Below are 13,309 nucleotides of genomic sequence, written 5' to 3' on the forward strand. Positions count from 1 at the left end.
CATCGTCGGCTGGAAGACCTCTGATCGGTGCGACACCGATCTGATCCTGGCCGCGCTCGAGTACGGCATCTGGTCGCGTGACGTCCGCGACGGCCAGTTGATCCACCACTCGGACAGGGGTTCGAACTATACGAGTTTCCGCTTCTCACAACGGCTGCAGGACAACGGAATCCGACCGTCCATGGGCTCGGTCGGCGACTCGTTCGACAACGCGCTGATGGAGAACTTCTGGTCGACGCTGAAGATCGAACTGGTCTACCGCACGAGCTGGCGAACCCGAGACGAAGCCGAGAACGCAATCTTCGGATACATCGACGGCTGGTACAACACCCGCCGCATCCAGAAGGAACTCGGCTACCTCAGCCCCGACGAATACGAGACCGCCTGGCACGCCCAGACCGAGCCAGATAACCTCACCCCTGCCCCCGCCGGAAGCAGGTAACCACCGCTCCGTCAAAACGGGGGGAACTCAAGCCTTGACCTGTCCCTGCAGCAACTGAGCTGGCAGGCGGTCAATGGCGCGACGGGACTGGTGAATCTCACCCTTGGGGCCGACGGCCAGCATCTACAGGGGACCATTGCGAGTACCTATGCAGGAATGGCCGTGTTCGCGCTCAGCCGCTGAAGACCCTGTCGCTGATCTTGTAACGGGTGAACCATGTCCATGATCAGCACGGCGCCCTCCGGCTTGATCAAGCGTTGCTGCGGCTGCTGGTCTGCCCGGATACGGTGCTGCGCTGGCATCGCGACCTGCACGCCCGCCGCCACGCACCGCAGAGCCAAAGGCTCCCGCGGCGGACGCCCACCCAAGTTCGACAAGATCTTCTACCGGATGCGGCACGCCGTCGAGAACGGCATCGCCCGACTCAAACGCCACCGCGGGGCGTCCACTCGCTACGACAAGTTGGCCGTCAGGTTCCAGGCCGTCCTGACCATCGCCGTCATCTGCGAGTGGCTCTGACCGGCTTATGAAACACGCTTAGAAGCCGATCAGCGCGTGCGGCCGGTACGGCGCCTCCAGGGCGGCGACGTCGTCCTCGGTCAGCCGCAGTCCGACGGCCGCCACCGCGTCGTCGATGTGGGACTGCTTCGACGCGCCGATGATCGGGGCGGTCACCGCGGGCTTCGACAGCAGCCACGCCAGCGCCACCCGGGCCGGGGGCACGTCGTGCGCCGCCGCCACCCGTGCCACCGCGTCGGCGACCGCGTAGTCGTCCTCGGTGGAGAGCCGGGCGACCAGCGGATCGGTCTTCGCCCGCTGCGACTCGGCGGCACGGCCACGGGCCAGCACACCCTTGGCGAGCGGGCTCCACGGGATGACACCCACGCCGGAGTCGAGGCAGAACGGCAGCATGTCCCGCTCCTCCTCCCGGTAGGCGAGGTTGTACTGCGGCTGCATCGAGACGAATGTGGTCCAGCCGTTGCTGCGGGCGGTGAACTGCGCCTTCGCGAACTGTCAGGCATGCATGGTGGAGGCGCCCAGGTAGCGCGCCTTGCCGGCACGGACCACGTCGTGCAGCGCCTCCATCGTCTCCTCGATCGGTGTCTCCGGGTCGAACCGGTGGATCTGGTAGAGGTCGACGTGGTCGGTGCCGAGGCGGCGCAGCGACGCGTCGAGCGAGGCCATGATGTGCTTGCGGGACAGTCCGCGGTCGTTGGGCCCGTCACCCATCGGGAAGAACACCTTGGTCGCCAGCACGTAGTCGTCGCGACTGGCGAAGTGCGAGTGCAGCAGCCGCCCGGTGATCTCCTCACTGCCGCCGACCGAATACATGTCGGCGGTGTCGAAGAAGGTGATGCCCTGCTCGACGGCCCGCCGCACGATCGACGTGGCGGCCTGCTCGTCGAGCACCCAGTCCCGCCAGTCGCGCGAGCCGTAGGTCATCATGCCGAGGCAGATCCGGGACACCTTCAGGCCGGTCCGGCCGAGACGCACGTATTCCATGCCGGACAACCTAGAGACGAGGCAGGAAGGTCCACGTCCAGGGTGATCTCATGCGTGCCCGGCTCCGGCCCGGCGGGACGGAGCGGGATCGCCGGCGTCCCGCGGCTGCGGCCCGGCCGGCCAGGTGCGCACCGGGCCCCTCACGCTGACCTGGACGGCGTCGCCGGTAGCCGGTACGGGGCCGTCGTTGAGCCGGCGGGACTGCACCTCGGTGCCGTCGGCGAGGCGCACCACGGTGAGTGTGTCGTGTCCGTGGAAGTCGTGGCGCAGCACTCGTCCGGTGACCTGGCCGGCGGTGGGTGTGCCGATCGGGGTGATCCGGACCTGCTCGGGGCGCAGCAGGACGGTGACCTCCCCGTCCGCGTCCGCATGCACCGGCGCCGCCCCGATCGCGGTGTGCGCGTGCCCTGCCCGTACGACACCGGTCAGCAGCACGGCGTCGCCCACGAACCGGGCGACCCAGTGATCGGTGGGTGTCGCGTAGACCTCGGTCGGCGGCCCGTCCTGCACCACGCGTCCGGCGCGCATGACGACCACGTGATCGGCGAGCGACAGCGCTTCTGCCTGGTCGTGGGTCACCAGGACCGCGGTGGCGCCGTCGCGGCGCAGCGCCTGCCGGACGTCCTGCCGGAGGCTGGCGCGCAGGCCCGCGTCCAGTGCGCTGAACGGCTCGTCCAGCAGGACCAGCCGGGGACGCGGCGCGAGTGCCCGGGCCAGAGCCACCCGTTGCTGCTGGCCGCCGGAGAGCTGATGCGGCATCCGCCGCTGGTATCCCTCCAGCCCGACGAGGACGAGGACCTCCTCGATCCGGCCGCTGCGGCGCTGCGCCCGGTCGAGCCCGTATCCCACGTTGTCGGCGACGGACAGGTGCGGGAACAGCGCTCCCTCCTGCGGCACCAGGGCGACCCGGCGGCGGTGGGCGGGCACGTGTGTGCCGGGGCCCTCGACCACCGAGTCCGCCACCCGGATCTGCCCCGCGTCGAGGCGTTCCAGGCCGGCGACGCAGCGCAGCAGGGTGGTCTTGCCGCATCCGGACGGCCCGAGGACGGCGGTGAGCGAGCCGGCCGCGACGGACAGGCCCACGTCGGTGAGGACCGGCACGGCACCGTAGGTCTTGCAGGCCGCGGTCACGGTGAGTGCGGTCATCGATTTCCTTCCGGACCGAGTGCGCCGCTGCGGGCGGCGAGGAACCAGGCGGGGACGGCGGACAGGAGCACCAGCAGGGCGGCGTACGGCGCGGCGGCGGCGTACGCGGCCACCCCGGTGTGGCCCCACAGTTCGGTGGCGAGGGTGTCCATGCCGGTGGGGCGCAGCAGCAGCGTGGCCGGCAGCTCTTTCATGCAGGTCAGGAACACCAGTGCGGCGCCGGCGGCGATACCGGGGGTGAGCAGCGGCGCCGTGATGGTGATGAAGACCCGCAGCGGCCGGCGGCCGAGACTGCGAGCCACGTCGTCCAGGGCCGGCGGGGCCTGCGCGGCGGCGGCGCTCACGGCCGCCACGGCGAGAGGCAGGAACAGCGCCGCGTACGCCAGCGTGAGCAGCCACCGGGTCTGGTAGAGCGGATAGGCGACGTGCACGCCGAAGAACACCAGGGACAGCCCGATCACGACGCCGGGCAGGGCGTGGGTGAGATAGCTGAGTCGTTCGACCACCGCCGCGAGAGGTCCTGACGCGCGTGCCACCAGCAGTCCGATGGGCAACGCCAGCAGCATGGTTAACACCGCGCCAGCGGCGGACACCGTCAACGAGTTCCCGGCCGCGGTAGCGATCTCGGTGAGGGAGCCCGGGCGCGACACCCCGGCGGCCAACCGGCGGGACAGGTTCAGCGCGGGCACGCCGAGGGCCAGTGCCGCGGCCACCATGAGCATCAGCGCCGCCGGCCACCGCCGGCCACCGAGCGGAATCCGCACATGGGGACGGCGTGCGCCGGCACCGAGGCGGGCGTACCGGGCGCCGCGCCGACGGGTCAGCGACTCGCCGATGAGCAGAACCGTGGTGAGGGCGACCAGGACGGTCGACAACAGCAGCGCCCCGGTGAGGTCGAAACCGAGATCGAAGGCGGTGAACACGGCCCGGGTGAAGGTGTCGGTGCGCAGCAGTGCCACGGCGCCGAAGTCGGAGAGCACGTACAGCGCCACGAGCAGGGCGCCGCCGGCGATCGCCGGCCGAAGCTGCGGCAGGGTCACCCCGCGGAAGGTCCGCCACGGGTGGTGGCCCAGCGATCGGGCGACGTCCTCCTGTGCCGGGTCGGCGCGGTGCAGGGCGGCGGCCACCGGCAGGAACACGTACGGGTAGCTGCACAGCGTCAGGACGAGGGCGGACGGCCAGAACCCGGTGAAGTCGTCCACCGCCGACACCCAGGCGAAGGCGGCGATGTAGGTGGGCACCGCCAGCGGCAGCGCGGCGAGCACGGCGAACAGGCGTGCTGCCGGCAGATCGGTGCGGGTCACCAGGAAGGCACTGCCCACACCGAGGACGGTGCAGGCGAGCGTCACGACCGCGGCCAGGGCCAGGCTGGTGGCGGCGAGCCGGCCGACGCGGGCGGTGAGCAGCTCGGCGGCGGCCCGGTCGAGTCCCGCCTCGGTCACCCGTATCAGCAGATAACCCAGCGGCAGAAGGGCGACGACGACCGCGATGCCCGCCGCGGCGGTCAGTACCGGGCGAGACACCGGGCGCCGCCGGGCCCGCCACCACGCCGGGACGGCGGACGCCGCGGTGCGCGTCCGCCGGTCGGCTCGGGTCCGGACGGTCAGGGCGTCAACCCCGCAGCCTTGATCAGGGCGATGCTCGCCTCGAGGGTGTCCAGGTCGTTGAGATCGATCGCCGGCACCTTGAGATCCGCCAGCGGCGGCACGTACGCCGGTGCGGGGGCTCCGGCGACCAGCGGGTACTCGAAGGTCCGCTGGGCGAAGTCGGTCTGCGCCTCGGCGCTCAACAGGAAGTCCACCAGGGCACGTACGTCCGGGTCGGTTCCGGAGCGGCGCAGCACGCCGATGCCGGAGACGTTGACCATGGCGCCGGTGTCGCCCGGGGCGAAGAAGTGCAGCTTCGCGTTGAGCTTGTCGGGCGTGGTGCCACGCTCCTTGGCGATCTCGCCGAGGTAGTAGTGGTTGACCAGGCCGACCGGCACCTTACCGGCGTCGACCGCCTCCACGATCGCGATGTTGTTCTCGAGGATCTGTACGTCGTTGGCCTTGAGGGCGGTGAAGAACTCCTTCGCCTTGGCTTCGCCGTGCTGCAGCCGGACCCCGGTGACGAAGGCCTGGAACGAGCCATTGGTCGGGGCGATCGCCACCTTGCCCTTCCACCGGGCGTCCGTGAGATCGAAGACCGAGGAGGGCAGCTCCTCAGCCTTGACGAGGGTGGGGTTGTGGACGAGCACCCGCGAGCGAGCGGTGACGCCCACCCAGTTGCCGTCCTGGGCGCGGTAGGTCGCCGGAACCTTCGCGCCCACCTCGGGCGGCAGCGGGGCCAGCAGCCCCTTCTTGTTGACAGCACCGAGAGCGCCGGCGTCCTGCGACAGGAACGCCTCGGCCGGGGAGCGGTCGCCCTCCTCGGCCAGTTGCGCCGCCATCTGGGCGGTCGTGCCGTACCGCGCCTCGATCTCGATGCCGGTCTGCTGCGTGAACTTGTCCAGCAGCGGCTTGATCAGGGCTTCGTTCCGGCCGCTGTACAGCATGACCTTCTTGTCGCCGGGCTCGCTGGCTGGTCCGTCGCCGCACGCGGCCATGCCTGAAAGCACTGCCGCGCTCAGCGCCGTGACCAGCGCGAGTCTTGTCCGGGAGGGACCCACGTGCGTTTCTCCTTCATTGATCGATCGAGGCCTGAAGCCGGCAGTGCCTCAGTCCGGTGGGTCGGAACGGCCGGCGGTCACCGGTTGCCGCCGCGGCAGCCACCTCGTGGCCCGGTCGACCGCCGCGCCGAAGGCCACACCGACGGCCAGGGCAGCCAGCAGGGCGGCCAGCTTGGAGTGGTCGTCCAGCAGCGGATACACCTGCCAGTGGGTGAGGTACGCGTACAGCGAACTGCCCGCCAGCGCTCCGGCCACCCGATTCACCAGCGCCGTGCTGGGAAGGTGCGGCAGCCAGACCAGCGCGGTGAACCCGATGATGATCACGGACTCGCGCAGCGGGGTGTCGAAGTAGCCGAGGACCGTCAGCGGTGCCAGCACGGTGAGCAGCAGCCGCCGTCGGACGGTTGTCGCCTTGCCGGCCGCCCAGCCCAACGCGAAGAACCAGAACAGCCGGGCCGGCGTGGCGAGATGGTCCCAGGGCGAGACCGGAATCACGTCGTACCGGACGGCGAGCCCCAGCGCCAGCAGGCCGAGCGGCAGCGCGAACGGCATCCGCCGCTCGAATCGGTCGACCATCGGCAGCGCGAGCAGCGCGAGCAACGCCAGCAGCGTGTACACCAGGTTCTCGATGAACCAGAAGTCCCGCTGCGGTCCCACCCGCGGACCCAGCGCCTCGTTGAGCAGCAGCACGTTCTGCCAGCTGTACGAGCTGTCGAGCAGCACCACCGGCACCAGGTACAGCATGCACGGTACGGCGATGCGGGCGATCGAGGAGGACACGTGCCGCAGCCGCCGGCGATGCGGCACGTCGGCGAGATGGAACCGGGCGAAGCCGAAGCCCGCCACCGCCAGCAGCAGGTGTGCGCCACCGCGGACGGTGAACAGCTGGATGTGCGTGCCGACGATGAGCACGATCGCCACCGCCCTCAGCGCCACCGTGGTGTCCAGCGTGCGGCGTCGCCGCGAACCCGCCGGCACCTCGGCCGCTCCGGCGCGCAACCGGGCGATCGGCATGGTGTGCCAGCCCACCGGCAGCGGTCCGAGGATCTGTTCCAGGCGGACCGACATCTCCACGTACGACAGCGAGTCCCCGCCCAGGCCGACGAACGTGCTGTCGTCGGTGACATCGGCACGGTCCAGGAGCTCGGCGTACACGGCGCGCAGGTCCACGCCGGCGGGGTCGGCCGGCGGGGCGGGCGTGGCCGGCGTCTCGCCTCGGGCCAGGGCGGTCACGGCTTGCAGGTCGACCTTGCCCGACGTCAGCACCGGCAGCTCGGGCAGCGCGATCACGCGGACGGCGCGGACGGGGACCCCGCAGCGGGAGGCGACGAGCCGCCGGACAGTCCCGGCTCGCGCGCCTTCCTCGACGGCCACCACCACCTGCTCGTCGGTGGCCACGCAGCAGGACCGCACACCGTCGGCCTCCAGACCGGCCTCCAGGCGCTGCAGATCGAGGCGCAGACCGAAGACCTTGGCGAAACGGCTGCGCCGGCCGACGATCTGGAACAGCCCGTCGTCGCGGCGCCGGGCGAGGTCGCCGGTGAACAACTCGTGGACGGTCCGGCCCAGACTCAGATCGGCCGGGCACTCGGCGTACCCGAGCATGACGTTGGGCCCGCGGTAGACCAGCTCGCCGATCTCGGGGTCGTCGCCGGTGTCCAGCGGTTCCAGCCTCAGGTCACCGCCCGGCACCGGCACGCCGATCGCCTCGGGACTCATCAGCGCGCGATCCGGCGGCAGGTACGCCATCCGTGCGGTCGCCTCCGTCTGCCCGTACATGACGAACAGGTCCCACCCACGGCGACGCCCGAGCTCGGCATATCGGCGTACCTGCTCGGGATTCATCCGCCCGCCGGCCTGCGTCACATAGCGCAGGCCGGGCAGATCCATCTCGGCGAAGCCCACCCGGTCCAGCAGCGCGAAGGTGTACGGCACTCCCGCGAGGCACGTGCCGCGAGCCCGGCGGAACAACTCCCAGAAGCATGCGTCGGCGACGGACAGCCCGGTCAGGACGACGCCGGCACCGCGCACCAGATGACTGTGCAGCACCGACAGGCCGTAGCAGTAGGACAACGGCAGAGTGGTCACGGCCCGGTCGGTCTCCCGGATGCCGAGGTACTCGGCGATCGCCTCGGCATTCGCGCGCAGGTTGTCGTACGACAGCCGCACCAGCTTGGGGGAACCGGTCGATCCGGACGTGCTGAGCAGCAGGCCGAGATCGGGATGCAGGACGGTGGCCGAGCCGGGGCGCCGCTGCGTCGTGCGCCACCGTCCACCCACCGGCCGGCACACCACGTCAGGGTCGTACGCCGCGGTCAGTGACGCGATCACCGCGTCGTCGTCGGGAACCAGCATGGGAACATGACCACCGGCAAGGACCGCCAGATAGGTCACGACCGCGTCGACGGAGTTCGCTCCCACCATGAGCACAAACCGGCGTCCGCCACCCAGTCCTCGCGCGGTCCGCGCGACCCTCAGGGACAGCTCCCGGTAAGAGATCTCCTCATCCGCGGTGACCAGGGCCGTTCGGTCCCCGAACGACGCCAGGCTACGGCCCAGGAGAGGGTGCGGCGCTGGTGTGTCCAGGTCCTGCGGCAACATGGCGCGACCATAAGCTAAGCCTTCCCTAACCGCCAGGGTTGCCACCCACTCGGCGCACCGGCTTACGCGCAAAGAGTCCCGGCGAGGTCGCCGACATCACACGGGGGACAGAACACCCTGAAGGTATATACGCGAGGTATACCCTCAGGGTACAGTTCCTCCATGAGCGTTCCCATGACCTTCCTGGGGCTGTTAGAGCGGCATCCCAGCCACGGCTACGACCTCAAACGCGACTACGACGTCTTCTTCGGCCGCGGCAAGCCCCTGCCGTTCGGACAGGTCTATTCCACCCTCAGCCGTCTGGCTCGCGACGGGAAGGTGGTGATCAGTGAGGTCGAGCCGGGTGCCGGCCCCGACCGTAAGCGCTACGTCATCACCGACCTCGGCGCGACCGAGGTCGAGCAGTGGCTGACCCAGCCCGTCGAGCCGGAGCCGAACTTGCAGAGCGTTCTCTTCAGCAAGGTCGTGCTGTCGCTGATGCTCGACCGGTCCGCCGAGGACTACCTGGACCTCCAGCGCCGTGCCCACCTGGAGCGGATGCGCGAGCTCACCGCCGTCAAGCGGGCCGGCGGCCTCGTCGACCTGCTCCTCGCCGACCACAGCCTCTACCACTTGGAGGCGGACCTGCGATGGATCGAGATGACCGCAGCACGGCTCGACGCCCTGAAAAAGGCGGTGCGGCCGTGACCGTCGCCCTCGAAGCACGCGACGTCGAGTATTCGTTCGGCTCCACCCCGGCGCTGCGCGGCGCCAGTGTCGCGGTCGAGGCCGGCGAGATCCTCGCCATCATGGGGCCCAGCGGCTCCGGCAAGTCGACCCTGCTGCACTGCCTGGCCGGCATCCTCGTGCCCAGCGCCGGCCAGATCCACCTCGGCGAGACCAGGCTCGACACGATGACCGAGACGCAGCGCAGCGTCCTGCGGCGGCAACGGTTCGGGTTCGTGTTCCAGTTCGGGCAACTCGTTCCGGAGCTCACCGCGGCGGAGAACGTCGCCCTGCCGCTGCTGCTCAACGGGGTCCGCCGGGCGCCGGCGATGCGCGAGGCGGACGGGTGGTTCGAGCGGCTCGACCTCGGCGGCCTGCAGTCACGCCGTTCCGGGGAGCTGTCCGGAGGTCAGGCGCAGCGAGTCGCGCTCGCCCGCGCCCTGGTCGCCAAACCGGAGATGCTGTTCGCCGACGAACCCACCGGGGCGCTGGACTCGCTCACCGGCGAGCACGTCATGGACCTGCTCGTCGACGCCGCGCGGGGGCAGGGCACCACGGTCATCCTGGTCACCCACGAGGCGCGGGTGGCGGCGTACGCCGACCGCGAGGCCATCGTCCGCGACGGGCGTGTCACTGTGCTGGACAGGATCCCGTCATGATCGGATTCGGGCTGCGCCTGGCCGTGGCCGGCGGCCGCGAGGCCCTCACCCGCCTGGTCGTCATCGCCGTCGCCGTCGCCGTGGGCACCGGCCTGCTGCTGACCACGCTAGCCGGGATCAACGCCGCCAACGCGCAGCTGCTCCGGTACGCGTCGCTGTACCCCACCAGCTCCACGGAGGGGAGCGGGGATCCGCTGTGGTGGGCGACCCGGGGCGACTACTTCCACGGCGAGCCGATCTCCCGCATCGACGTCGCCGCGACCGGGCCCGCCGCGCCGGATGTCCCCGGCATTGCGGATACCCCGGGTCCCGGGGAGTACTACGCCTCCCCGGCGATGCGCGAGCTGCTGGCCGCCAACCCCGCCGACCAGCTCGCCGCCCGCTACCCCGCCCGTGACCTCGGCGCGATCGCCCCGGCCGGGCTGGCGTCACCCGACTCGCTGCTCATCGTCGTCGGCGGGACCCCCGGCGAGGTCGCCGCACTGCCGAACGCCCGCCAGGTCACCGCGGTCGCCGTCACCTCCGCGGTGCCGGCGAGCGTCGTGAACATGATCATGGCGGTGATCGCCGCCGGGTTGCTGTTCCCGGTGCTCGTCTTCATCGGCACGGCTACCCGCCTGGGCGCCGCCCGGCGGGAGCAGCGGTTCGCCGCGATGCGTCTGGTCGGGGCGACGCCGCACCAGATCACGCTGTTCGCCGCGGTCGAGGCCGGTGCCGCGGCCGTCGCCGGCACCGCCGCCGGATTCGCCCTCTTCCGCATCCTCAGGGATACACTCGCCGCGATCCCGTTCACCGGCATGCCGTTCTTCCCCGGCGACATGTCGCTGAGCCCGGTGAACATTCTGCTCGTCGCGGTCGGTGTGCCGGCCGGGGCGGCGCTGGCGGCACAGCTCTCGCTGCGCCGGGTCCAGATCTCCGCGCTCGGGGTGACCCGGCGGGTCACCCCGAAGGCGCCACGGCCGTACCGGATCATCCCGGCCGTGTTCGGCGTCGGGATTCTGATCTTCGCGATCGAGTACCGGCCGTCGACGTCCAACGGTCAGATCATGCTGTTCCTGCCCGCCATCCTGCTGATCATGACGGGTCTGATCCTCGCCGGCCCGTGGCTCACCATGACCGTCGCACGACTGATGGCGCGCCACGCCGACCGGCCGGCCGCCCTCCTGGCCGCGAGGCGGCTCGCCGACAATCCGAGAGCCGGCTTCCGGGCCGTCAGCGGGATCATGCTCGCCCTCTTCGTGACCAGCGTGGCGATCGGTGTCATCACCACGATCGCCGCGGAACGCGGGCCGGCCCCCGTCGGCTCCGCCGAAGCCGGCACGTTGTCGGCCACCTTCGCCACGGAACCGCAGGCGGATCCCGGCCCGGTCCTGGACGATCTGCGCGCGATCCCCGGCGTACGCACCACGACCGTGATCCGGGCCAACCCCGTCACCGAACCGGGTCACCACGCCGGAGTGGTCGCCTGCGCGGACATTCCGCAGCCCTACGGCCGGTGCGCCGACGGCGTGAACGCGGCCGAGACGTCGACGGACTTCACACTCTGGCGTGAATCGGCCTCCGCCTCGACGATCTGGCCCGAGGCCCCGGTCCCGGTCACGGAACTGGCCCGGCTGCCGATGGCGTCGATCGTCGTCGGCACGGACGGCTCCGCCGCCGCGATCGAACGCGCCCGCACCGTGCTCGAGAGGGCCTACTCGGCGTCCTTCTGGACCGCCCCGAACGTGCCCGGCGACTTCGCGTCCCAGTTCACCAACCAGTTGCGTGGCTGGCAGCAACTGGCCGAGGTCATCATCGTCGCCAGCCTCGCGCTCGCCGGGTGCAGTCTCGCGGTCAGCGTCGCCGGCGGCCTCACCGAACGCAAGCGCCCGTTCAGCCTGCTGCGGCTCAGCGGGACGCCCGTACAGACGCTGCGCCGGGTCGTGGCCCTCGAGGCCACCGCACCGATGTTCGCCGTGACCGTCGTAGCCGTCGCCACCGGCCTGCTCGCCGCCCAGCTGTTCCTCCGGTCACAGATGGGCTACACACTCGTGGCCCCCGGCTGGGAGTTCTACGCGATCGTCACCGCCGGGATCGCCGCCTGCCTCGGTATCACCGCCGGCACCCTGCCGCTGCTGGAACGCATCACCGGCCCGCAGACCGCGCGCACCGAATAGCCGCACCCACCACCCGACGACCTTATGGAGGAACCATGCCGTCCACCTCGGCCATCCAACGGCGGATGACGCGTCGCCGCCTGCTCGCCGCCGCACTGACGACCGGCGCCGTCCTGCCGATCGGCCTGGCCGGCCCCGCCCGATCGGCGCCGGCCACCGGGCCGGCCCGGTTGACCCTGCCGCCACCCACCGGCCCGTACCCGATCGGTACGGTGCCGCTGCACCTGGTCGACCGCGGCCGCCCGAATCCGGTGGCCGGGCCAAGCCGCTACCGCGAACTGATGGTGAGCGTCTGGTACCCGGCCTGCGCCACCGGCCGGCACCCGCTGACGTCGTGGCTGCCCGACGCCCCGATGCGTGCACTCCTCGAGTCGGCCGGTTTCGACCCCGCCGTCGTGACCGCGCCGCGCACGGCCGGTCACCTGAGCGCCCCCGTCCGCCCGGCCAACGGACGGCTCCCGGTGGTCGTGTACTCGCACGGCGCGCACGATCACCGTTCCGACACCACCATCACGGTGCAGGAACTCGCCAGCCACGGGTACGCGGTGGTCACCGTGGACCACACCCACGACGCGTTCACCGAGTTCCCCGACGGGCGGGTCGGCGTCCCGCTGGACGACCCGGCACTGACGCCGTGGGACTTCGCCGCGGACATCCGGTTCGTGCTCGACCGCATCGCGGACCTCGCCGCGGGGCGCAACCCCGACATCGAGCAGCGGCCGCTGCCCGCCGGGCTGGGCACCGCCCTCGACACCGGCCGTATCGGCGTGTTCGGGTGGTCCAAAGGCGGCACGGCCACCGCCCTCGCGATGATCGGCGACGAACGGATCCGGGCCGGGTTGAGCATCGACGGCCCCATGCAGTCACAGCCACCGGTCAGCGGCGGCCTGGACCGGCCATTCATGATGATGACCGCGGAGTTCACCCGCGACGCCGAGCCGAGCGTCGCCGAGTTCTGGTCACAACTACGCGGCTGGCGGCTCAACATCCAGGCCGACGGGGCGATCCACTCGTCCTACTGCGACCAGCAGTGGCTGTTGCCCCAACTGGCGGACGTCATCGACATGCCCGCAGAGCGGCTCACTGAGTGGATCGGCACGCTCGCGCCGGCCCGGGCGGTCCGGATCCAGCAGGCGTACCCGCTGGCCTTCTTCGACCTGCACCTACGACGGCGCGGCCACCTGCTCGACAGGCCGAGCACAGCGTTCCCCGAGGTCCGCTTCCTCGCCTGACGCCCGGCATCTCCCGGAGATTCGCCGCATCGCCTTCAGGCCCGCCTCGCTCCTTGAAGGCCGCCCCGGTGCCTGAGGTCCGCCTTCTTCCTCGGAGTGGGAACCGAGACCGAGATCGCGGACCTCTGGCCCAGGCGGGCAGACGGGCGGGAAGTGCTCCAGATCGGCGGATGAGAAACCGGTCGCCCTCGCCACTCACAGATCTGACCAGCGGCGTC

9 protein-coding genes and 2 pseudogenes are annotated in these 13,309 nt (G+C 71.0%); 6 read left to right on the forward strand and 5 right to left on the reverse strand.

What is annotated here, in order from left to right:
* Positions 1 to 442: IS3 family transposase (locus QLQ12_RS36790; RefSeq protein WP_282764327.1), on the forward strand; the 442-nt coding region annotated here is incomplete at its 5' end.
* A 297-nt stretch (positions 443 to 739) separates the two neighbouring features.
* Positions 740 to 961, forward strand: a pseudogene (locus QLQ12_RS36795) (IS5 family transposase); the annotation flags it as partial.
* An 18-nt stretch (positions 962 to 979) separates the two neighbouring features.
* Here QLQ12_RS36795 and QLQ12_RS36800 read toward each other — a convergent pair.
* The 5 genes and pseudogenes from QLQ12_RS36800 to QLQ12_RS36820 form a co-directional block, all read right to left on the reverse strand.
* Positions 980 to 1,945, reverse strand: a pseudogene (locus QLQ12_RS36800) (aldo/keto reductase).
* Between the two features lie 48 nt (positions 1,946 to 1,993).
* Entirely contained in the window at positions 1,994 to 3,091 is a 1,098-nt protein-coding gene (locus QLQ12_RS36805; RefSeq protein ID WP_328518336.1) for an ABC transporter ATP-binding protein, read from the reverse strand.
* Positions 3,088 to 4,614 carry an ABC transporter permease gene (locus tag QLQ12_RS36810; RefSeq protein ID WP_282765477.1) on the reverse strand — a complete coding sequence of 509 codons (1,527 nt, stop codon included), beginning with the start codon at positions 4,612 to 4,614 and terminating at the stop codon, positions 3,088 to 3,090. The genes QLQ12_RS36805 and QLQ12_RS36810 overlap by 4 nt, the downstream gene beginning before the upstream one ends.
* Before the next feature lie 80 nt (positions 4,615 to 4,694).
* Positions 4,695 to 5,675 (reverse strand): iron ABC transporter substrate-binding protein, encoded by a 981-nt coding sequence (locus QLQ12_RS36815; RefSeq protein WP_282765623.1) that lies wholly within the window; start codon positions 5,673 to 5,675, stop codon positions 4,695 to 4,697.
* 111 nt (positions 5,676 to 5,786) lie between these two features.
* Positions 5,787 to 8,339 carry an AMP-binding protein gene (locus QLQ12_RS36820; RefSeq protein ID WP_282765478.1) on the reverse strand — a complete coding sequence of 851 codons (2,553 nt, stop codon included), beginning with the start codon at positions 8,337 to 8,339 and terminating at the stop codon, positions 5,787 to 5,789.
* A 162-nt stretch (positions 8,340 to 8,501) separates the two neighbouring features.
* On the opposite strand from QLQ12_RS36820, the gene QLQ12_RS36825 reads away from it, so the two are divergent.
* From QLQ12_RS36825 to QLQ12_RS36840, 4 genes are read left to right on the forward strand one after another with little or no spacing between them, the layout of a single operon-like run.
* A complete protein-coding gene (locus tag QLQ12_RS36825) occupies positions 8,502 to 9,026 on the forward strand; it encodes a PadR family transcriptional regulator (protein WP_282765479.1) in 525 nt (174 codons plus the stop codon).
* The gene (locus tag QLQ12_RS36830; protein WP_282765480.1) at positions 9,023 to 9,703 is read left to right on the forward strand and encodes an ABC transporter ATP-binding protein; all 681 of its coding nucleotides are present in this window, start codon (positions 9,023 to 9,025) and stop codon (positions 9,701 to 9,703) included. Before QLQ12_RS36825 ends, QLQ12_RS36830 begins: the two co-directional genes overlap by 4 nt.
* Entirely contained in the window at positions 9,700 to 11,859 is a 2,160-nt protein-coding gene (locus QLQ12_RS36835) for an FtsX-like permease family protein (RefSeq protein WP_282765481.1), read from the forward strand. The genes QLQ12_RS36830 and QLQ12_RS36835 overlap by 4 nt, the downstream gene beginning before the upstream one ends.
* A 35-nt stretch (positions 11,860 to 11,894) precedes the next feature.
* The gene (locus QLQ12_RS36840) at positions 11,895 to 13,091 is read left to right on the forward strand and encodes an alpha/beta hydrolase family protein (RefSeq protein WP_282765482.1); all 1,197 of its coding nucleotides are present in this window, start codon (positions 11,895 to 11,897) and stop codon (positions 13,089 to 13,091) included.
* Positions 13,092 to 13,309: the final 218 nt, after the last annotated feature.

Source organism: Actinoplanes sandaracinus (assembly GCF_030009775.1).
Lineage (GTDB): Bacteria > Actinomycetota > Actinomycetes > Mycobacteriales > Micromonosporaceae > Actinoplanes > Actinoplanes sandaracinus.